Annotated in this window: 23 protein-coding genes; 15 read left to right on the forward strand and 8 right to left on the reverse strand. The window is 50.0% G+C overall.

The window, feature by feature from the left end:
* Positions 1-30: 30 nt before the first annotated feature.
* Positions 31-834 (reverse strand): outer membrane protein assembly factor BamD, encoded by an 804-nt coding sequence (locus tag EL216_RS03045; RefSeq protein ID WP_085390447.1) that lies wholly within the window; start codon positions 832-834, stop codon positions 31-33.
* On the opposite strand from EL216_RS03045, the gene rluD reads away from it, so the two are divergent.
* Positions 833-1,954 (forward strand): 23S rRNA pseudouridine(1911/1915/1917) synthase RluD, encoded by a 1,122-nt coding sequence (rluD, locus tag EL216_RS03050; protein WP_085390445.1) that lies wholly within the window; start codon positions 833-835, stop codon positions 1,952-1,954. The genes EL216_RS03045 and rluD overlap by 2 nt on opposite strands.
* Positions 1,955-2,015: 61 nt before the next feature.
* Here the strand turns inward: rluD and kdsB are convergent, their stop codons facing one another.
* Genes kdsB through lpxK form a run of 4 tightly spaced genes read right to left on the reverse strand, consistent with a single transcriptional unit; the run spans position 2,016 to position 4,540 of the window.
* Entirely contained in the window at positions 2,016-2,774 is a 759-nt protein-coding gene (gene kdsB / locus EL216_RS03055) for a 3-deoxy-manno-octulosonate cytidylyltransferase (protein WP_085390443.1), read from the reverse strand.
* A complete protein-coding gene (locus EL216_RS03060; protein ID WP_085390530.1) occupies positions 2,771-2,953 on the reverse strand; it encodes a Trm112 family protein in 183 nt (60 codons plus the stop codon). Before EL216_RS03060 ends, kdsB begins: the two co-directional genes overlap by 4 nt.
* Before the next feature lie 16 nt (positions 2,954-2,969).
* Positions 2,970-3,512: a DUF2059 domain-containing protein gene (locus EL216_RS03065; RefSeq protein ID WP_232005260.1), complete on the reverse strand. Its 543-nt coding sequence runs from the start codon at positions 3,510-3,512 to the stop codon at positions 2,970-2,972.
* A complete protein-coding gene (gene lpxK / locus EL216_RS03070; protein WP_085390441.1) occupies positions 3,512-4,540 on the reverse strand; it encodes a tetraacyldisaccharide 4'-kinase in 1,029 nt (342 codons plus the stop codon). Before lpxK ends, EL216_RS03065 begins: the two co-directional genes overlap by 1 nt.
* A gap of 382 nt (positions 4,541-4,922) precedes the next feature.
* On the opposite strand from lpxK, the gene EL216_RS03075 reads away from it, so the two are divergent.
* The 7 genes from EL216_RS03075 to EL216_RS03105 all read left to right on the forward strand — a co-directional run bounded on the left by EL216_RS03075 (position 4,923) and on the right by EL216_RS03105 (position 13,141).
* Complete coding sequence (locus tag EL216_RS03075) at positions 4,923-5,486, forward strand: YbhB/YbcL family Raf kinase inhibitor-like protein (RefSeq protein ID WP_085390440.1); 564 nt, start codon at positions 4,923-4,925, stop codon at positions 5,484-5,486.
* 104 nt (positions 5,487-5,590) lie between these two features.
* On the forward strand, positions 5,591-6,946 hold the full coding sequence (gene xseA, locus EL216_RS03080; RefSeq protein ID WP_085390439.1) for an exodeoxyribonuclease VII large subunit: 1,356 nt from the start codon (positions 5,591-5,593) through the stop codon (positions 6,944-6,946).
* A 168-nt stretch (positions 6,947-7,114) separates the two neighbouring features.
* Complete coding sequence (glnD, locus tag EL216_RS03085) at positions 7,115-9,676, forward strand: [protein-PII] uridylyltransferase (protein WP_085390438.1); 2,562 nt, start codon at positions 7,115-7,117, stop codon at positions 9,674-9,676.
* Positions 9,677-9,832: 156 nt separating this feature from the next.
* Positions 9,833-10,723, forward strand: a complete 891-nt coding sequence (locus tag EL216_RS03090; RefSeq protein WP_085390437.1) for an NAD(+) kinase — start codon at positions 9,833-9,835, stop codon at positions 10,721-10,723.
* An 83-nt stretch (positions 10,724-10,806) separates the two neighbouring features.
* Complete coding sequence (gene ypfJ / locus EL216_RS03095) at positions 10,807-11,649, forward strand: KPN_02809 family neutral zinc metallopeptidase (protein ID WP_085390436.1); 843 nt, start codon at positions 10,807-10,809, stop codon at positions 11,647-11,649.
* A gap of 181 nt (positions 11,650-11,830) precedes the next feature.
* The gene (gene purN, locus EL216_RS03100) at positions 11,831-12,457 is read left to right on the forward strand and encodes a phosphoribosylglycinamide formyltransferase (protein WP_085390435.1); all 627 of its coding nucleotides are present in this window, start codon (positions 11,831-11,833) and stop codon (positions 12,455-12,457) included.
* Positions 12,458-12,478: 21 nt separating this feature from the next.
* On the forward strand, positions 12,479-13,141 hold the full coding sequence (locus EL216_RS03105) for a DUF3108 domain-containing protein (protein WP_085390434.1): 663 nt from the start codon (positions 12,479-12,481) through the stop codon (positions 13,139-13,141).
* Positions 13,142-13,214: 73 nt separating this feature from the next.
* Here the strand turns inward: EL216_RS03105 and EL216_RS03110 are convergent, their stop codons facing one another.
* Positions 13,215-14,528, reverse strand: coding sequence for an anaerobic C4-dicarboxylate transporter (locus EL216_RS03110; protein WP_085390433.1), 1,314 nt, complete (start codon positions 14,526-14,528; stop codon positions 13,215-13,217).
* 401 nt (positions 14,529-14,929) lie between these two features.
* On the opposite strand from EL216_RS03110, the gene grcA reads away from it, so the two are divergent.
* Complete coding sequence (gene grcA / locus EL216_RS03115) at positions 14,930-15,316, forward strand: autonomous glycyl radical cofactor GrcA (RefSeq protein WP_085390432.1); 387 nt, start codon at positions 14,930-14,932, stop codon at positions 15,314-15,316.
* Between the two features lie 122 nt (positions 15,317-15,438).
* Here grcA and clpA read toward each other — a convergent pair whose 3' ends face one another.
* Together clpA and clpS are read right to left on the reverse strand one after the other, a co-directional pair.
* A complete protein-coding gene (gene clpA, locus EL216_RS03120; RefSeq protein ID WP_085390431.1) occupies positions 15,439-17,724 on the reverse strand; it encodes an ATP-dependent Clp protease ATP-binding subunit ClpA in 2,286 nt (761 codons plus the stop codon).
* A gap of 5 nt (positions 17,725-17,729) precedes the next feature.
* Entirely contained in the window at positions 17,730-18,041 is a 312-nt protein-coding gene (gene clpS / locus EL216_RS03125) for an ATP-dependent Clp protease adapter ClpS (protein WP_085390430.1), read from the reverse strand.
* 248 nt (positions 18,042-18,289) lie between these two features.
* Between clpS and EL216_RS03130 the strand changes: the two genes are divergently transcribed.
* From EL216_RS03130 to guaA, 6 genes are all read left to right on the forward strand, one after another.
* Positions 18,290-18,493, forward strand: a complete 204-nt coding sequence (locus EL216_RS03130; protein WP_085390429.1) for a cold-shock protein — start codon at positions 18,290-18,292, stop codon at positions 18,491-18,493.
* 82 nt (positions 18,494-18,575) lie between these two features.
* Positions 18,576-18,791, forward strand: coding sequence for a branched-chain amino acid ABC transporter (locus EL216_RS03135; protein WP_085390428.1), 216 nt, complete (start codon positions 18,576-18,578; stop codon positions 18,789-18,791).
* The gene (locus tag EL216_RS03140) at positions 18,778-18,996 is read left to right on the forward strand and encodes a DUF1653 domain-containing protein (RefSeq protein WP_085390427.1); all 219 of its coding nucleotides are present in this window, start codon (positions 18,778-18,780) and stop codon (positions 18,994-18,996) included. Before EL216_RS03135 ends, EL216_RS03140 begins: the two co-directional genes overlap by 14 nt.
* A 63-nt stretch (positions 18,997-19,059) precedes the next feature.
* Entirely contained in the window at positions 19,060-19,506 is a 447-nt protein-coding gene (gene smpB / locus EL216_RS03145; protein WP_085390426.1) for an SsrA-binding protein SmpB, read from the forward strand.
* A gap of 195 nt (positions 19,507-19,701) precedes the next feature.
* Entirely contained in the window at positions 19,702-20,040 is a 339-nt protein-coding gene (locus tag EL216_RS03150; RefSeq protein ID WP_085390425.1) for a hypothetical protein, read from the forward strand.
* 125 nt (positions 20,041-20,165) lie between these two features.
* On the forward strand, positions 20,166-21,731 hold the full coding sequence (gene guaA / locus EL216_RS03155; protein WP_085390527.1) for a glutamine-hydrolyzing GMP synthase: 1,566 nt from the start codon (positions 20,166-20,168) through the stop codon (positions 21,729-21,731).
* Positions 21,732-21,888: the final 157 nt, after the last annotated feature.

Consider the following 21,888-nt stretch of genomic DNA (forward strand, 5'->3'; position numbering starts at 1 on the left):
TTAATGTTTATCACACCGGCTTCATTTCCATTACTTCCAATAACGCCACCAAGGTATACCGTCCAAACGCCATTCTTTTTGCAGATATGGGCTCTTGGGGAAGTTTTTCTCCAAAACACGGCGGGCATCGTCTGCCAATTGGGGTTGGTTGATACGGCGGTAAGCCAGCTCCATAATAGCCAGCGATTCTTCCACAAAACGGGTGTTTTGATATTGCTGCACCACTTTTTGTGCACGGTTAGCCGCAGCCAAGTAAGCACCGCGCTTCATGTAATAGCGGGCTACGGAAATTTCGTTGCCGCCCAAGGCATCAACTAATTTAGTCATGCGCTCGGTAGCATCGCCTACATATTTGCTGTTGGGGTATTGGGAAACCAACTGCGAGAAAGCCTGATACGCTTCACGGTTGGCTTTAGGGTCGCGATCGGACCAGTCTTGCGAAGCCAACTTGTTTAGGAAAGATTTATCTTCGTTAAACAACACCAAACCTCTAAGGTACAAAGCGTAATCCATATTGGGATGCTGCGGATGGTTGCGTTGGAAGCGGTCGATGGCCGCCAGTGCTTTTTCCGGCTCATCATCTTTATAGTGGGCGTAGGCTGTATCCAACTGTGCCTGTTGCGCATAACGTCCGTTGGGAAAACGCGATTTCAAAATTTCATATAATTTAACGGCTCGCGTATAATTGTTGCTGTTTAATTCGTCTTGAGCTTCGGCATACAGTTTTTCCACCGTCCAATCTTGAGTGATCTGGGCATCTTTATCGACCGTACCCGTGGAAGCGCAACCGCCCAAGGCAAAACCTAAAGCAACTACTAAAAGAATTTTTTTCATGCAGAACTCTTCCTTTGAAAATGAAGCCGATTATAACGATGATTTAGAATTTTCGGCAGCCCCTGATACAGAAAGTTGCATTAATTTAACCGTTCCTGTCGATTTTGCCGGTATACGTTTAGATGCAGTGCTGGCAAAAATGCTGCCCGATTATTCCCGCAGCCGCCTCACTTCGTGGATTAAAGAAGGCAGCGTGCAGGTTAACGGAAAACCCGCTCAGCCGAAAGACAAAATGATAGGCGGCGAATTCATCGACGTAACCGTACGCCCCAGCGAAGAAAACCTCGCTTTCACACCCGAAGCAATAGATTTGGACATTATCTATGAAGACGACTCGGTAATCGTGCTGAACAAGCCTGCCGGCTTGGTGGTGCATCCGGCAGCCGGCAATTGGACGGGCACGCTGCTCAACGGCCTGTTGGCGCATTGCCCCGAATTAAGCCAGATTCCGCGTGCCGGCATCGTGCACCGATTGGACAAAGACACCAGCGGCCTGATGGTAGTTGCCAAAACCTTGCCTGCGCAAAACGCATTGGTACAGCAGCTTCAGGCACGCACGGTAAAGCGCATCTACCGCGCCATAGCCAACGGCATCGTGCCTTTCGATGGTAAAATCGATACTTTAATCGGCCGCGACCCGCACAACCGCCTGAAAATGGCCGTAGTCAAATTCGGCGGTAAGCCGGCCGTTACCCACGTTAAAGTGCTTGAGCGTTATCTTGCCCACAGCTACATCGAATGTTCGCTCGAAACCGGCCGCACCCATCAAATCCGCGTGCATATGCGCGAAGCCAATCATCCGCTGGCCGGTGATCCTGTTTACGGCAATCCGCGCCATTCGTGTTCCGGCACCGCCAAAGAAGCAGTAAAAGGTTTGGCGCGCCAAGCTCTGCATGCTTACCGTTTGAGCTTTATCCATCCCGCCGCCGGCGAAACGGTGTCGTTTGAAGCGCCGATTCCGCAAGATATGTATCACCTGCTTTCGGTATTACGCTTGGAAGCCGGTTTGGATTCTTCTTTGAGCCATGAAGCAGAGTGGCAGGAAAAAATCGGCAACGATGAAGACGACGATTGGAACGACGACGATTATGATGTGGAAGTGGTGTACGTAAGGGATTGACGAACCAACCGAAAAGGCCGTCTGAAACTATCTTTCAGACGGCCTTTCATTATCATTAAAACTATTGCGGGAACACTTCCCTTACCCTATCCAAATCTTCCTGCGTATCCACACCGGCGGCGGGAGCTTCGGCGGTGACTCTTACCGCAATCGGGTGACCGTGCCACAACACACGCAGTTGCTCCAAAGATTCCGTGCTTTCCAGCGGCGATGCACTCATGGCGGCATAATCTTTCAGAAAACCGGCGCGGTAGGCATAAATACCGATGTGTCGCAGCGGCACGGTTTCTTTCGACACTTCGCACTTGCCCTCGCGCATCAGATCGCGCGGATAAGCAATCGGCGCACGGCTGAAATAGATGGCGTTGCCGTTTTTTGCCAGCACTACTTTCACCACATTCGGATTAAGGAATTCGTCGAAATCACTGATTTCATGCGCGGCGGTGGCCATCGGTGCGCCGTTTTCCGCCAACACCTCTGCCGTTTGATTGATCAGCTCGGGAGCAATCAGCGGCTCGTCTCCCTGCACGTTTACTACGATGGTTTCGGCAGATAAATTCAGCTTTTCGGCAGCTTCTGCCAAACGGGTGGTGCCGCTTTCGTGTTTATCCGAAGTCATCACCACTTCCACGCCGTGGGTTTTGCAGGCTGTCTGAATATCGGCATGGTCGGTTGCTACCACCACGCGAACTGCCACACTCTTGGCGGCTTGTTCGGCCACACGCACCACCATCGGCTTGCCGTGGATGTCGGCCAGCGCTTTGAGCGGCAGCCTTGAAGACGACAAACGGGCAGGAATCAAAACGATAAATTCCGTCATGCGTGCAATTCTTCTTCAGTGAGTTGGCGGGCTTCATTTTCAAGCATGTAAGGAATGCCGTCTTTAATCGGATAAGCCAGCTTGCTTTGGCGGCACCATAATTCCTGCAATTCGGGGTTGTATTCCAACGGTGCTTTGCTGACCGGGCAGACGAGAATATCCAAAAATTTCTTTTCCATCGATTTATTTACCTTTTCAATTACATTCATCTTTACCGCAAATCAACTGGTTGATTTCGCGTTTCAAGCACGGCGCGTTTTGCTGTTGGTAATCATTGAGCTGTTTTTGCATCAGATTATTCATCGGCACCATCACCGCCTGCAAATATTGCGGCATTTTGGCATTGATGGATTTGCCGATGGGTGAGCTGTAAAACTTAATCAATGCATCCACTTCTTCTTGGGTCAACACTTTCGCCCCGCCCTCAATGCCCACCTTGCGGATTTCGGCACGCATTTGCGGCGTATTCATCTGTTTAACCATTTGCTCGGCATACCGGTTGATTTTAGCGGCCACCGCATCGCGTTTGGCGACCGGAATTTGTTTAAACCAATCTTGCGATTGCAGTTGCTCTTTGGCAAATGAAGGAACATTCCTGTTCATTTCATCGAGCATTTTATCGAACTGCTGCACTTCAAACAGCTTTTCCAACGAAGCCTTGCTTGCCTCCGCCGCCCAAACCGAACTTGCTGCCAAACACAAAGTAGCGGCCAATGCCCATTTATTTTTCATCTTCATCACTTCTCCCTGATGTCTTTCAGACGGCCTGCCACGAACGCCGCCAAATCAGGTTCGATTATCGCACAAACAGGCAGCACCCACACATTTTCCGCGAGGCCGTCTGAAAATTTTACCGCGTCTTTTTCAGTAACCAGCACAATATCGGCGGCGGGCAATTTGGCGGTGGAAATATCGGCATGATCGGGCAGCGCACGGGTTTCCGCCAATGCAATGCCTATGCCACGTAAAGTGTCGAAAAAGCGTTCCGGCTTGGCAATTCCCGCTACCGCCGCCACGTTTTTGCCTGTCAAACCGCCAATATCCAGTTTTTCATGCGAACGGTTCAGGCGGTAAATCTCTCCTGCCTCCACACGGCTTGCAAACAGGTTTTCAGACGGCCTGAAATAAGCTCTGTCCAAACCGCCTTTACAGCCGCTCACCACCACCGCATCCGCAGACTGCAACCGCGAAAAAGGCTCGCGCAAGCCGCCATTGGGCAGTAAATCCAAATCACGCCTGCCCATATCGGCAAACGGAAAAACTGCAATTTCCAAATCGCGCTGCAAAGCATAATGCTGCAAGCCGTCATCGGCCACAATCACCTGTACATCCGGAAATGCCGCCAACAACGCCCTACCCGCCTGCACACGGCTACTGCCTACGGCCGTCGGCGCACCGGTTTGGCGGTACAGCAGCACGGGTTCGTCGCCCGCATCGTCCGCGGTGCTGTTTTCATTCAATACATGCACTGCCGCACTCTTGCGGCCGTAACCGCGACTGATGATGCCCACCCTAATCCCACGCGCCTGCAATCCTGCTACCAACGCGGAAACCACCGGCGTTTTACCCGCTCCGCCCGCATGAATGTTACCCACCACCACAACAGGCACCGGCAGCTTTTCGCTTTTCAGACGGCCTTTACGATAACGTTCGCGACGAATAGTGGAGGCCGCCTGAAACAGATACGACAAAGGTTTCAGTAAGACAGTCAGTACGGGATTGGGGGTTTGCCAATGACGTTCGATGATTTGGTAGAGTTTGGGCATTTCAGACGGACTCTCGGAATATTCACGTTAAGAATATTTTACCTTACCCTACTACCTTTGGGCACAAACGCCTTTCAAAGATAGGTTTATCCCTTGAATATATCTATAAAAATAATCACTTGTACTGATTTCTTCTTCTCCAAAAAAACGGGATGAAACTATATTTATTTAAAATAAAAGTAATAAAGTTCCAATTTAGACTTTCCCAATCCCATCGCTTTATTAATATACCTAATATAATATCCTTGTCCTATATACAATGATTATTATTATTATGTATAATGGCGGCGATTAATTTAGAGTAATTAATTTAAAGTAACATGATATATTATGCTACTTTCCTCTTTATCTTACAATTTTCTATGTTAAAGGAGTCTTTTATATGTATAAAAAATTACTTACCGCGGTTATTATCAGCGGTTTATCTTCATCTGCATTTGCAGCTGGTGCATTCACTCTGAAAGCAGACGATATTAAAAATGGACGTTTCAGTCAGCAACAAGTTTTAAGTTCAGACTACGGTTCCGGCTGTACCGGCGAAAACATTTCCCCCGCCTTGTCTTGGAAAAACGCTCCCAAGGGTACTAAAAGCTTCGTACTTACCATTTATGACAGAGATGCTCCGACAGGTTTGGGTTGGGTACATTGGGTAGTTGCCAATATTCCGGCCGATGTTAATAAATTACCGGCCGGCATCACCGCCGACGGAAAAAATTTGCCGGCCGGAGCAATACAAACCCGCACTGATTTCGGTAAACCCGGTTATGGTGGCGCTTGTCCTCCTAAAGGTAGAAAACACCGCTATGAAATAACCCTGACTGCTTTAAAAATAGACAAGCTGCCCAATATTACTTCGGAATCCATGGCTGCCCGGGTTGGTTTCCTAACCAAAGCAAACTCACTAGGTTCGGCAAAAGTTACTGTTGTACATCAACGCCAAGAGTAAATAAAGGCGGCGATTGCCGCCTTTATTGTTTTAATGCATACTTAATCTACTGTATTCAAAGTGCTGTATTCAAATCCCTCTTTATTGATACCGCCCGAACCGCCATGTCCGAACTTTTCGCTCCTGCCGCCATTTCCGTTTCCGAACTCAACGCCTTAGCCAGAAGCCTGCTGGAAGACAACCTGTTCGGACTGTGGATAGCGGGCGAAGTATCCAACCTTACCCGCGCCGCCAGCGGACATTACTATTTTTCGCTCAAAGACAGCCGTGCCCAAGTGCGCTGCGCCATGTTTAAAGGCACGGCAGCTAAATTGGCTGCACCGCTGAAAGAAGGCGACCACATCGAGCTGACCGGCAAAATCAGCATTTACGAAGCTCGCGGCGAGTTTCAAATCACCGTAAACGAAGTGCGCTTGAAAGGTTTGGGGCAGCTTTACGAAGCCTATGAAAAGCTGAAAGCCCAATTGCAGGCTGAGGGCGTGTTTGCGGCGGAACGCAAAAAACCGCTGCCCGCCCATCCGCGCGCCATCGGCATCGTAACCAGCCTTGCCGCAGCAGCCTTGCGCGACGTGGTCAGCACATTGAAACGCCGCGCGCCGGAAATCCCCGTGATTGTGTACCCGACCACTGTGCAAGGCGCGGGCAGCGAATTTCAGATCGCCCAAGCGATTCAGACGGCCTCTGCGCGTGCCGAAGCGGACGTGTTAATCGTGTGCCGCGGCGGGGGAAGCATCGAAGACTTGTGGGCGTTTAACGAAGAGCCTGTGGTGCGGGCGATTGAGGCGTGCGAAATTCCCGTGATCAGCGGTGTGGGGCATGAAACCGATTTCACGCTGGCGGATTTTGTCGCCGACGTGCGCGCCCCCACGCCCACGGGCGCGGCGGAACTGGTCAGCCCCAACCGCTTGGAATCGCTGCACAAGCTTGCGCAGGCACAAGGCCGTCTGAAAACGGCATTGGAGCAGCGTTATTACGATGCCAGCCAAAAAGTGGATTGGTTCGCCCGCCAAATCCGCCACCCTCAACACAAATTGAACGAACAGCGCGGCCAGCTTGCCGCCTTGCAGCAGTCGCTGCGCTTTTCCATGCACAACAACCACCGTTTCAACGTCCAGCAGCTTGCCCGCCGGCAACAAAGCCTGATTCATCTGCGCCCCGATATATCTGCGGCACAACGCGACGTGGCACGTTTTCAGACGGCCTTACAGCAAAGCCGACTGTCTTTGTTTGCGCTGTACCGCCAGCGTCTTGAAAAACAGGCCGCGTTGCTCGAAGCCGTGTCGCCGCAGCACATTTTGGAACGCGGTTTCAGCGTGGTTAAAAACAGCCGCGGGCAAGTCATCCGCAGCGCTCATGCTTTGAAGCAGGGTCAAAAACTGCACATTATGTTTGCCGACGGCGAAACCGACGTGCGCGTTACCAGCGAGCATAAGCAGCCGGATTTGTTTGATTATTCCTAAAGCCTGAGCATATCGGGTGCAGAGGCCGTCTGAAACCTTTTCAGACGGCCTCAAGCCTTTTTGAGCCATCAACAACGCCCCGTGTAGTCGGATATAATAACAAAGTCGCCAACCCTCTTGCAGAGGCCGTCTGAAACCTTTTCAGACGGCCTGCTACGGAAACCCGCCATGCAAACCGTGATTCAATCCGCCGTTCAAGAGCTGCAATCGGAAAAGCAGCAAGCCGTTGCAGCCTACCGCAGCAAACGCCAGCCGATGATGTTTTTCGAGCGTTACGGCAAGGCATTAGAAAAAATGCTGTCGAGGTTGTGGCAGGAACTGTTCGGCAACAGCCATTTATGCCTGCTGGCCACGGGCGGATTCGGGCGCGAAGAAATATATCCGTTTTCCGACTTGGATTTGGCCGTGGTGTCGCCCGATCCGCTCACGTCCGAAGAGCAGGAAAAAATTACCGAATTCGTGCAGATTCTGTGGGACATGAAACTCGCACCGGCCGTGAAAAGCGGCGGCATAGAAGAATTGTGCGACAGCGTGCATGACGACATCACCGGCGATACCGCCCTGCTCGAAGCGCGTTTTTTATCCGGCAACCGCCGAGCGGCCGACCGCTTGTTGCAATGTCTGAGTTTGCAGCGCGATACCGCCTCGTTTATCGAATCCAAACTGCTGGAAATGGAGCAGCGGCATACCAAATCGCAAGGTTCCGGCGCGGTGTTGGAACCGAACATCAAAACCTGCCCCGGCGGGTTGCGCGACATCCATACCATTTTGTGGCTGGCCAAAGCGCAAGATTTGGACGCACCGATACATACACTAATCGCCCAAGGCGTGATTACCCGCACCGAAGCGGGCATGCTGATGAACAGCCACAAACGGCTGGCCTCCATCCGCATCGAGCTGCATTTGGCTGCCGGCCGCGCCGAAGACCGCTTGATTTTCGATCTGCAAAGCCAAGTAGCGGAAAATATGGGCTGGCAGGACGATGAAAAACACATCAAAAGCGAAAAGCTGATGCGTGTGTTTTACCGCGCTGTCAAAATCGTCAAACAGCTCAACGGCATTCTGCTGCCCATGCTGCGCGGGCGTATTTATTCGCTGCTGCCGCGCTCGGTACACGACATAGACGAAGATTATTATCAGGTCGGCAACCAGATTGCCGTGAGAAATAAAGAGCTGTTTGCACACCACCCCGAACATATTTTCAAAATCGTCGAAATCCTGCGAAGCCGCAACGATCTCACTTCGCTCGCCCCCAAAACCCTGCGTGCATGGTGGGCGGCCACCCGCAAAATCAACCGTGGTTTTTATGACAACCCCGCCAACCGCCGGCGTTTTGCCGGATTTTTCAAAAATGGTGACGGCTTAACCCATATATTGCGTTTTCTCAATCTATACGGCGTATTGGGACGTTATTTGCCCGCATGGGGAAAAATCGTCGGCCTGCTCCAGCACGATTTGTTTCACGTTTATCCGGTAGACGACCATATTCTGATGGTGGTGCGCAACATGCGCCGCCTCGCGTTAGATTCGCACAGCCACGAACTGCCGTCGGCTTCCGCGCTGATGCACTCATTCCCCAAACAGCATGTGCTTTATTTAGCGGCGTTTTTCCACGATATTGCCAAAGGACGGCGCGGAGATCATGCCGTACAGGGCATGGCCGACGCATGTGATTTTGCCGCCGACCATTTTTTGGACACGGAAGAAAGCGAATTGCTGGTGTGGCTGGTGGAAAACCATCTGCTGATGTCGGCCACCGCCCAAAAAGAAGACATCCAAGACCCCGATGTTATCAACCATTTCTGCGGCAAAGTGAAAACACCCGAACGCTTAACCGCGCTTTATCTGCTCACCGTGGCCGACATACGCGGCACCAACCCCAAACTCTGGAACGGCTGGCGTGCCGGCTTGTTGGAAAATCTGTTTCACGCCGCTGCACGCCGTTTTTCCGGGGAAAGCGGCAACCGCAACGTTATCGTCAGTCGCCGCCAACAGGGGGCAACCGACCAGCTTGCCTGTACGGGAACTCCTGAAAAACAACAAAAGCAGCTTTGGCGCGCGCTCGGCTCGGCTTATTTCGTGCGCCACGAATTGCAGGAAATCCTGTGGCACACCGCCAACCTCGTCCATTGCCTTGAAGAACCGCAGATACGCAGCCGCCTGTTGCCCGAAAGCGATACGCTTCAGGTAATGGCTTTCATGCCCAACGGCCCGCGCCTGTTTGCCGGCTTATGCCGTATTTTCAGCCGTCACGGTTTGGATATCCTAACCGCCCGCGCTTTCGTTACCGAACACAACTACATTCTCGATACGTTTATCGTGCAAATACCGCCACAATACGGTTATGCTGACTATCCCAATATCCAAAGTGCCTTGGAAGCAGAATTGAATAATTTCGTACACGGTTATACCAATAACAACAACGACGGATACCGCACGGCTCGCAGCCGCCGCAGCCGCCATCTACCGATTACGCCGAACGTGCTGCTGATACCCGAAGAAGATGCTCCCGGCTGGTACACGCTGGAAATTGTCGCCGTCAACCGCCCCTACCTACTGGCAGATGTGGCCGGTGTGTTATCCGACCAAAACATCAGCGTACGCTACGCCAAAATCACTACCCTAGACGAGCGCGTGGAAGACAGCTTCCTGCTGTACAGCCTCGAACTCGACACGCCGAAAACCCAGCTTGCACTGAAACAGGCCCTGTTGGAACAACTGAGTATCTGAACACGGTACCCGAGGGCTTCCTGAATTATTTTCAGACGGCCTGAAGGTTTACCGGCATATTCCAAATGTTTACCCGACCTTCCGACTACATACGTTTTCAGGCCGTCTGAAAAACCGCTATAATCTAAATTTACGACACCTGCAACAGATTGCGCCATGAACAGCCAATTCAAACACATCGGCATCGTTACCCGCCCGCAAACGCCCGGCATTCAGGAAAATCTGCATACTCTGGTGAATTTCCTGCATAACGCCGGACTGGATATTTATCTTGACGAAGCCAACGTTCAAGACGATACGGCGGCAGTGCAAGACGCAGCCCTCTGCCACATTGCCGATAAGGAAAACCTCGGCAAAAAATGTGATTTGGTCATCGTGCTCGGCGGCGATGGCACATTCCTGTCCGTTGCCCGCAAACTGGCTCCGTACCGCGTTCCGGTTATCGGTGTCAACCAAGGCCATCTGGGATTCTTAACCCAAGTGCCGCGCGAAAACATGGTACACGGCTTGAGCGGCATGCTTACCGGCAAATACCTGCCCGAAGAACGGATTTTGCTGGAAACCTCGCTGTTACGTAACGGCGAGATGATTACTACTTCACTGGCACTTAACGATGTAGTACTTTCCCGCGGCGGTGCAGGCCAGATGATTGAATTTGAAGTTTTTATCAATAAAGAATTCGTTTATACCCAGCGTTCAGACGGCCTGATTGTATCCACGCCCACCGGTTCCACCGCCTACGCACTTGCTGCCGGCGGCCCGATTATGCAGGCCAGTTTGCGCGCATTCACTTTGGTGCCGATTTGCCCGCAATCGATGACCAACCGGCCGATTGCCGTTTCGGACACCTGCGAAATCGAAATCCTGATTACCAAAAGCGGTGATGCCCGCGTTCATTTCGACGGGCAGTCTTTCGTCGACGTACAAAATTTCGACCGCATCCAAATCCACCGCTACCGCCACCCGCTACGCGTTTTACACCCCACCGACTACCAATACTACAAAACCCTGCGCCAGAAACTGCACTGGGGCGAACAGCTTATCTGAGGCCGTCTGAAAACAGTTCGGTTCGGCAAAACAAACAGATACCGTATAATACCCACAACAATCAATACAAAAGGAATCCGACCATGCGCTGGGAAGGAAGAAAACGAAGTTCAAACGTAGAAGACCGCCGCGGCCAAGGCGGGCGTATTCCGGGCGGCAAAGGCACCGGCATTATCGGCATCATCATTTTATTGATCGGCGCATATTACGGCGTAGACTTATCGGGCGTAGTCGGCACCCCGGGCATCGGCTCCCCCGCCGTGCAGCAAACCAAACTCGACAGCAAACTGGAAGCCCAACTGAAAGGAATCGCCGAAGTAACGCTTGCCAGCACCGAAACCGTATGGAGCGAGTATTTTGCCAAAAACGGCAGCCGTTATGCTCCACCCACACTCGTGCTCTACACCGCCGGCACGCAAACCGCCTGCGGCACGGGACAAGCCGCCATGGGGCCGTTTTACTGCCCTGCCGACCGCAAAGTTTATTTGGATTTGTCTTTCTACGAAGACATGCACAAAAAGCTTGGTGCTTCGGGTGATGCGGCCTTCGCTTATGTAATCGCCCACGAAGTCGGCCATCATGTGCAAAACCTGCTCGGCGTATTGCCGCAAGTGAATCAGGCACAGCAAACCGCCGGAAAAGCGCAGGCCAACGCCTTGTCGGTCAAACTCGAACTTCAGGCGGACTGTTTCGCCGGCATATGGGCGCATTACGCCGCCAACGACAATTTGTTTGAACAAGGCGACTTGGAAGAAGCGTTCAATGCCGCCGAAGCCGTCGGCGACGACCGCCTGCAACAGCAATCACAAGGTTACGTTGTGCCGGACAGCTTCACGCACGGTTCGTCCGCACAACGCCTGACATGGTTCAAACGCGGCCTGAAAAGCGGCGACATCAACCAATGCAACACATTCGCATCGAATTAAATCCGTATGATATACAAAGGCCGTCTGAAAAAAGTTTTCAGACGGCCTTCTCTATATTTAGCTACAATAACACTCTATTTCCGGCCTATAACTTTAAAAAGCTGTTAAATCAAGCTAACCTGCTTGCGTACCCTTTTCCGTAGATTTATATCTTAACCCATCCTTTCCATACCGTTTAAACATGAAAAACATCGTTATCCTGATTTCCGGCCGCGGCAGTAACATGCAGGCCGTCGTCAATGCCGAAATTCCCAATGCCCGCATCGCCGCCGTATTGAGCAACAATGAAAACGCCGCCGGTTTGGCTTGGGCTACGGAACGCGGCATCGCCACCGACTGTCTCAACCATAAAAGTTTCGGCAGCCGCCTTGAATTTGATCAGGCTATGATGCGGAAAATCGACGCATACCACCCCGATTTGGTGGTGCTGGCGGGTTTCATGCGCATTCTCACGCCCGAGTTCTGCCGCCGTTACGAAGGCCGCCTGATCAATATCCACCCTTCGCTGCTGCCGGCCTTTACCGGCCTGCACACACACGAACGCGCGCTGGAAGCCGGCTGCCGGATTGCCGGCTGCACCATCCATTTCGTTACGCCCGAGCTGGATTGCGGCCCGATTATTTCGCAAGGTGTCGTGCCGGTTTACGACAACGATACCGCCGACAATATCGCCGCACGGGTATTGGAAGTGGAACACCGCCTTCTGCCCCAGGCTGTGGCCGATTTTGTAGAAGGCCGTCTGAAAATCAACGGCAACCGCGTGATGAATCCGCGGCACCGTCCGGAAAAACAACCGTTGCTGGCCTGATTTCCCGAGAAAGGAAACCGCATGAAAAAATTAAATTTGACCCTACTTTCCGCCGTATTTGCTTCACCGGTATTTGCCTCGGAGCTTCCCCAATCTGCCGAACTCAAATATTCGGGCAGCTACGGCATTCCCGCTACCATGACTTTTACCCGAAGCGGAAACAGCTACAAAATCGTATCGCGCATCAAAGTGCCGCTATACAGCATCCGCTTCGAGTCCGGCGGCACCGTATCCGGCAACACGCTCAAACCCGCCTACTATAAAGATGTGCGCGGCGGCAAAACTTATGCGGAAGCCAAATTCGGTAACGGCCAAGTTACCTACGGCAAAACCGGTGAACAGAAAACCGAAGTCTCTTCCGGCATCACGATGGATTTATTTACTCTCGCATGGCAACTTGCCGCCAACGATGCCAAACTCCCGTCCGGCCTGCGTATTACCAACGGCAAAAAAATCTACCGCGTCGGCAGCCTGAACAGCGCGGGCAGTTCGCAATATAAAATCGGTGGCGGCACAACTACAGTCAACAAATACCGTATCCAACGCGGCGACAGTACGGTCAATTATGCGTTTGCACCGGATTTTAATAATATTCCAGCCCAAATCAGCTACACCGATGACGGCAAAACCTACAATCTCAAACTCACCGGTGTGAAAATTAACGGCAAAGAAGTCAAACCTTGACAGTATGCAAAAGTAAAGAGGCCGTCTGAAAAGTTTTCAGACGGCCTCTTTTACCATAAGAACTTCAGATTTATTATAAAAATAACTCAGCAAACAATAAACCGAATGCCAAACTGAATACCATGCTCAAAAGACCCGGAATCATAAAACTGTGGTTAAAAATAAAGCGTCCGATTTTGGTTGAGCCTGTACTGTCAAAATCAATTGCAGCAATAATCGGACCGTAGTTCGGAATGAAGAAATAACCGTTTACTGCCACAAACGTACCGATAATAATCGGTGCAGGTACGCCCAGAGAAATCGCCACCGGGAATAAAGTTGCCACGGTAGCCCCTTGGCTGTTTACCAACACAGACAACACAAACAGCGCAAAGGCAAAAGTCCACGGCGCAGTTTGCACCAAGCCTGATACAGCTTCCTGCACTTCCGGCAAATGGCCGTGCATCAAAGTATCGCCCAACCAAGCAATACCAAATACCGCAATTACCGCACGCATACCCGCATGAAATACAGAACCTTTGGTAATATCATCACTGTTCGGTTTGCAAAACAGAATAATCAACGCGCCGGCAGAAAGCATTACAATTTCAATCGTATGCGCCATACCCATCGGTTTACCCTCGAATACCGGACGTAGCCCGGGTATCGCCCCCATTACCACAACCAACAGCGCAGCAAAAAGGAAAATACCCAAAGATACTTTAGCGGTTTTACTTACTTCAGTCTCGCCTGTATCAACTTGGGCATTATTCATAGCCAAATATTCAGGGTCTTTCAAAAGGGCTTGGTAATGCGGGTCATTCTTTAACTCTTTACCCATTTTATTTACAAATACGCAAGCCAGGGCAATACCTAATACTGTTGCCGGAACCGTTACTTTCAATACATCGCCCAATGTAATATTTTGCGGTTCCAAGTAAGCCACACACGCAACAACCGCAGCAGCGATCGGGCTGGCAACAATTGCAAACTGAGAAGCAATTACGGCCATAGAAAGCGGCCGTTCGGGGCGCACACCGTTACGACGGCTCACTTCGGCGATAACCGGCAGCACCGAATAAGCAACATGCCCGGTACCGGCCAATACAGTGAAAGTATAAGTTACCGCAGGTGCGACAAAAGTGATGTACTTTGGATTTTTATGCAGGATGCGCGTAGCGATTTTAATCATATAATCCAAACCGCCCGAAGCCTGCATGGCAGCAGCAGCGGACACCACCGCCATAATCATCAACATCACATCAATAGGCGGGCTGGTAGGCTGCAAGCCGAAACCGAATGCGAGCACGGCCAAACCAATACCGCCAAAAACCCCCAAACCGATACCACCAACCCGGGCACCCATCAAAATGCACAACAAAACAATGGCAAATTGAAGAAAAAACATAATTAATTACTCCGCAGAATACAAAAATACCGTTAAGCGCCAAAAGTTCTCAATAGCAGTACCAAAACAAAAACCGGCTGCTTTTTCAACTTTACATAACTCTTAACCAATATTAACCTTTAATCAAAAAATCTATAAATCCGTGCATATTTGTAACATAATTTCACGCAATCTGGAATATCTACATAATAATCGTACTTAACGACAAAACCATTCAGAAAAGTAAAATAATATTTACAAATAACGAGTTAATATACTTTTTATCCATTTACCCGGCTTATTCCGTGTAGCCCTCCGTAACTTGATTTAAGTCAATTTAAATTCATACGCGAGGTATACAATGTTCTATCTAATTAATGAATTAAATACTAAATTCAATTTAACACGAGAAAGGATAAAACATGATCAAAGGTATTCAAATTACTCAAGCTGCCGACTCAGCCCTGCTGAACTCATTCTGGCTGCTCGACGAAGATACTAAAGAAGTACGCTGCTTGTGCGTTAAAGGCGGCAAATTCAAAGAAGACGAAGTAGTTGCTTTGTCTGCATTGGGTGAAGTTTCTTACCAAGAGGTTCCGGTTGACATTTCTGTCCGCCCAAAAGTAGAAGGCGGCCAACATTTGAATGTAAACGTACTTACCCGTGAAACATTGGAAGATGCCGTGGCAAATCCTGACAAATATCCGCAATTAACCATTCGCGTTTCAGGTTATGCCGTTCGCTTCAATTCACTGACTCCCGAACAGCAACGCGACGTTATCGCCCGTACCTTTACCAACAGCCTGTAACGGTTTGGTAGCAAAGACTGCCGCTTTATCAAAACAGCGGCAGTTTTTTATCAAAATTAAAAAATCAATAAGCGTAGGCCGTCTGAAAACTTATTTTCAGACGGCCTCTCTCCAAAAAACAATCAAACAGCTACTTCCACTGTTTTCTTACTCTCGGAAGGCCTTTTAAAACTTAAAACGGCTTCTTCTTTTTCCATATGCCAGTCTATCCTAACAAATCCACCGTCTGCAAGTTTTCCAAACAGCAACTCATCAGCCAGAGCTTTACGGATTTTGTCTTGAATCAGCCTGTTCATCGGGCGGGCACCCATTTGCGGATCAAAACCTTTTTTCGCCAAATATTGACGCAATGCAGGAGTAAATTCAACTTCCACTTTTTTATCAAGCAATTGCTGTTCAAGCTGGAGCAGGAATTTGTCCACCACTTTGACAATCACGGCTTCATCCAAAGGAGCAAAAGAAATCACGGCATCCAAGCGGTTGCGGAATTCGGGAGAAAACTGTTTGTTGATGGCCTGCATTTCATCGCCGCGTTCACGCTTCGGTGTAAATCCCACTCCGGGCTTACTCAAACTTTCCGCACCGGCATTGGTAGTCATGATAATGATTACATTGCGGAAATCGGCGCTTTTACCGTTATTGTCGGTGAGTCTGCCGTAATCCATCACCTGCAACAGTACATTGAAAATATCGGGGTGCGCTTTTTCGATTTCGTCCAACAACAATACGCAGAACGGCTGCTTGCTGATGGCCTCGGTCAATAAACCGCCCTGTTCGAAACCGACATATCCCGGCGGGGAACCGATCAAGCGCGATACCGCATGACGTTCCATATATTCGGACATATCGAAACGCTGCAACGGCACACCGAGCGAAAAAGCAAGCTGCTTGGCCACTTCGGTTTTACCGACACCGGTCGGACCGGAAAACAGAAAACTGCCGATGGGTTTTTCAGGCTGCCCCAAACCCGAACGTGCCATTTTTACGGCCGCCACCAACGCATCAATGGCATTATCCTGCCCGAATACCATGTTTTTCAGATTACGACCCAAATATTGCAGCACCTGTCTGTCATCATGCGAAACGGTTTTTTCCGGAATACGCGCCACATTTGCCACTACCGCCTCAATTTGTGCCTTACCAATTACTTTTTTCTGTTTGGACTTTGGCAGAATCCGCTGTGCGGCTCCTGCTTCATCCATCACATCGATTGCTTTATCAGGCAGAAAGCGGTCGTTGATATAGCGGGCCGAAAGCTCGGCAGCCGCTTCCAATGCCCCACCGGTATAGCGCACCTGATGGAAACTTTCAAACATCGGTTTCAGGCCGCGCAAAATCTGCACGGTTTCAGCAACGCTGGGTTCGACAATGTCGATTTTTTGAAAACGGCGGCTCAGGGCGTGGTCTTTATCGAAAATGGTGCGGTATTCGTCGTAAGTAGTGGCACCGATACAGCGCAACTGACCTTTGGCCAAAGCAGGTTTAAACAGATTCGAAGCATCCATCGTTCCTCCTGAAACACTGCCTGCTCCGATAATAGTATGAATTTCATCCACAAACAAAATAGCGTTCGGAATCTGGGCAAGCTGTTTTAAGACGGCCTTTACCCGTGCCTCAAAATCACCGCGATATTTAGTTCCTGCCAACAAGGAACCCATATCCAGCGAAAACACCGTTGCACCACCCAAAGTTTCCGGCACGCTGCCGTTTACAATCTGATACGCTAATCCTTCAGCCAATGCTGTTTTACCTACGCCGGCTTCTCCAACTAAAATCGGATTGTTTTTGCGTCGGCGGCACAATACTTGTACCAAACGCTCCATTTCATGCTTGCGGCCAATCAAAGGATCAATACGCCCTGCTTTCACTTCGGCATTCAGGTTGACGGTATAGTTGTCCAAAGCATCACTGTTTTCTGAAGATGCAGAACCATCGTCCGAATAATCGTTGCCATCTTCATGATGGTTTTCAGATGCCGTACCGTAAGCCAAGCAACGCAAAACATCGTAACGGCTTACTGACTGCAATTGCAGGAAATATACGGCATGGCTTTCGCTCTCGCTCATCAAGGCAACCAATATATCGAGCGGATATACTTCCTTTTTATCGGCCGACTGTACATGCATGATGGCCCGCTGCACGACACGCTGGAAACCAATGGTAGGTTGCGTTTCGGTTCGATCAAACAGGTGCTGCGGCAATTCAGGTGTATTTTCTTCAATACTTTCCTCGAGTTGACGCGACAAAATATCGCTGTCTACCCCGCATTGCTCCAATACATTGCGCACATCCTGACTGTGCTCGATAAGCGCCAGCAATAAATGTTCCAAACTGATTAACTCATGTTTTTTCTCCCGCGCATGTGTATAAATATACTGAAAAATCTGCTCAAGTTCGGTGGAAATCATTTAATTTAAACCTCCTCAATAATACATTGCAGCGGATGTCCCTCGGCCTTCGCCCACTGCATCACCTGCTGTTGTTTGGTATAAGCAATATCGCGCGTATAAATACCGCACAATCCTTTACCCTCATGATGAACCAGCAACATAACCGCTACCGCTTTATCTTGCGGCAACATGAAAATTTCGGTCAACACCTGCACCACAAAATCCATCGTGGTGTAGTCGTCATTCAATAAAAACACACCGATTTTTTTAGGCGGAGGAATGTTTTCCTTAACGGTTTCATTTTCAATTTTATGCTTGATATTAACTTTGCTCATATTAATTTTTACAGGTATTTTAAATATGGTTTATGTTGTTTTTTGCGTTATTTTAATAAATTTCGGCTTTTTTCCCAAACACTACTTGACTACACTCCTTAACATAGGTAAAAAGCCTTCCTAAGCAGAGCTTGGCATCCCGGCATAAAGCATAATGGTTTGGAGAAACTCAAAACTTTTAAGTTGTCCGCTTTGCCTATATTTGCTGTTTTCGTTATTTTTTTGTTATTTTTAGTATAGGAAGTGCAATGGCAACCGGTATTGTTAAATGGTTTAACGACGCTAAAGGTTTTGGTTTTATTACTCCGGACGAAGGTGGTGAAGATTTGTTCGCCCACTTCTCTGCAATCAACATGGAAGGTTTCAAAACATTGAAAGAAGGCCAACGCGTTTCTTTCGAAGTTACTACCGGCCCTAAAGGCAAGCAAGCCGCCAACATTCAGGCTGCTTAATTTGATTGAACCGGTTTTTTCCGGCTGCAATAACCAAACTATGGCGGGTTTTTAACCTGCCATTCGTTTTTTCAGACGGCCTATGAATCCCGACTACCAACGTGCTTTACAACAACTCGACGAATTAATGGTTTTTTTCCGCTCCACCGGAGAAGTAAGCTGTACCGTTGCCGAGCAGGAAGACATTATTCTGATCAAGCTCAACAGTTTGAAGCATACTCTCAAACCTGAAGACACCCAAGCCATACACAATATCGACCGATACTACCGCCGCCACATCCGCCATGACCACGATTAAACCCGGCATCTACCGCCATTACAAAGGTAATCTATACGAAGTGATCGGCACCGCGCAGCATTCCGAAACCGAAGAAAAAATGGTTGTATACCGCGCTTTATACGGCGACTTCGGATTATGGGTACGCCCCGCCGGTATGTTTGCGGAAACAATAACCGACAACGGCCAAGAACTGTCGCGCTTCACCTGCGTCAAATCATTCTGATTGTTCAGACGGCCTCTGTTAAAATACCGAGGCCGTCTGAAAAACATTTAAGCGATATCCACCATGAGCATAGCCAATAATAAAAAAGCGTTTCACGATTACTTTATTGAAGACCAGATCGAAGCCGGTTTGGTGTTGGAAGGCTGGGAAGTCAAAGCCATCCGTGCCGGCCGCGTGCAGTTGAAGGAAAGCTATATCCATTGGAAAAAAGATGCTTTCTATCTGGTCGGCTGCCATATTACCGCCCTGCCCACCGCATCCACCCACGTGAAACCCGATCCCGTCCGCCAACGCAAACTCCTACTGAAACAATCGGAAATAAACAAGCTCATTGGAAAAACGGAGCGGGCAGGTTACACCATCGTGCCCTTAAATATGCACTATCATCGCGGAAAAATCAAAATGGACATCGGCTTGGCCAAAGGTAAGAAACAACACGACAAACGCCAAAGCATAAAAGAAGCCGACTGGAAACGCGAAAAACAGCGCTTGATGAAAAACGCAGGATAATCGGTTTCAACATTTGAAGCCGCTTTTCCCTAGCAGATTGCTCAAACCGGCATAACATTTCAGCCGTACCGAACACTCTTACAACAGGCCCTTGCACCATTTGAGTAAAAACACGCAAGAATTCTATCCAAATCTTTTTCAGACGGCCCGCCATTTATACAATGCAGGCCGTCTGAAACTTTTCGGAAAACCGCCATGCCCCAATCATCACTTGCTTTACCTTTATTCCTCATTATCGCCGGTGCCGTTTGGTTCTTAAAAACAACCGGTATCCTACCAGCCACCACCACATTAATCGCCGGTGCATTGGCAATTGCCGGTGTCGTCGTGCTGATTATAGACGGCATCAACAAACAATCTATCGTATCCGGCCCGTTGCTGATTTACATCGGAGCAGCCGTTTATCTGAAAAGCCAATACTTGCTCGGCTACTCGCCGTTGATTGCTTTGGGCATGATGATACTGGGCTGCCTACTGCTTCTTTCCCGCAGCAACATAGTACCCTACAAGCACGACAAACTGCTCGACAAATAAGCCTATCCTTTTATACGGAATCTCTTCAGGCCGTCTGAAAAATGGTACAATATCAGACTTTTCAGACGGCCTCATTTTATTCCCCGCCGTCCGCATTTAACACATCCCAACCCGAAGAAGCCACCATGATTCAAGACAAAATCCTCATTCTCGACTTCGGCTCGCAAGTTACCCAACTTATCGCCCGCCGCGTGCGCGAAGCTCATGTGTATTGCGAACTGCACTCTTACGATATGCCTTTGGAAGATATTAAAGCCTTTAATCCCAAAGGCATTATTCTTTCAGGCGGCCCCAATTCCGTTTACAACTCCGATTATCAGGCTGATACCGGTTTGTTCGATTTAGGCATTCCCGTGCTCGGCATCTGCTACGGCATGCAGTTTATGGCGCACCATCTCGGCGGCGAAGTGTCGCCCGGCGACCAACGCGAATTCGGTTACGCCCAAGTCAAAACCATCGACAGCGAACTTACCCGTGGTCTTTCAGACGGCCAACCCAACACACTCGACGTATGGATGAGCCACGGCGACAAAGTATCCAAGCTGCCCGAAGGCTTCTGCATCATCGGCGATACGCCAAACTGCCCCGTTGCCATGATGGAGCTCGCCGAAAAACAATTCTACGGCATCCAATTCCACCCCGAAGTCACCCACACCAAACAAGGCCGCGCCTTGCTCAACCGCTTCGTGCTCGACATCTGCGGTGCGCAACCCAGCTGGACCATGCCCAATTACATCGATGAAGCCGTGGCCAAAATCCGCGAGCAAGTCGGCAGCGACGAAGTGATTCTCGGCTTGTCCGGCGGCGTGGATTCTTCCGTGGCCGCCGCCTTGATCCACCGCGCCATCGGCGACCAACTCACCTGCGTGTTCGTTGACCACGGCCTGCTACGCCTGAACGAAGGTCAAATGGTAATGGACATGTTCGCCCGCAACTTGGGCGTCAACGTGATTCACGTGGATGCCACCGACGATTTCATGGGCAAACTCGCCGGCGTGACCGACCCCGAACAGAAACGCAAAATCATCGGCGCCGAATTCGTAGAAGTGTTCCAAACCGAAGCCGGCAAACGCCAAAACGCCAAATGGCTGGCACAAGGCACGATTTACCCCGACGTGATCGAAAGCGCCGGTGCCAAAACCAAAAAAGCCCACGCTATCAAGAGCCACCACAACGTAGGCGGCCTGCCCGAAACCCTCAACCTGAAGCTGCTCGAACCGCTGCGTGACCTGTTTAAAGACGAAGTGCGCGAACTCGGTGTGGCACTCGGCCTGCCGCGCGAAATGGTGTACCGCCACCCCTTCCCCGGCCCCGGCTTGGGCGTGCGCATTCTCGGCGAAGTGAAAAAAGAATACGCAGACCTCCTACGCCGTGCCGACGATATTTTCATCCAAGAATTGCGTAACTCTTTTGATGAAAACGGCACTTCATGGTACGACCTCACCAGCCAAGCATTTGCCGTGTTCCTGCCGGTAAAATCTGTCGGTGTGATGGGCGACGGTCGCACTTACGAATATGTGGTTGCGTTGCGTGCCGTCGTAACCAGCGACTTCATGACCGCACATTGGGCCGAACTGCCTTATTCGCTGCTGGGCAAAGTGTCCAACCGCATCATCAACGAAGTACGCGGCATCAACCGCGTGGTGTACGACGTAAGCGGCAAACCGCCTGCCACGATTGAGTGGGAATAAGCAGTATAAAACTCCTTGATCTTTCCCTCTAAAGGCCGTCTGAAAACATGATGCAGGCTTCCTCTCAAAGTTTTCAGACGGCCTTTTATTTTGAAATATTGATGTGGTAGGTAAAGCATATAAGAAATAAATCTGGAGCTTTATACTTTTGTTTGCA

Origin of the sequence: Neisseria animaloris, assembly GCF_900637855.1 — a bacterium.
Classification (GTDB): Bacteria; Pseudomonadota; Gammaproteobacteria; order Burkholderiales; family Neisseriaceae; genus Neisseria; species Neisseria animaloris.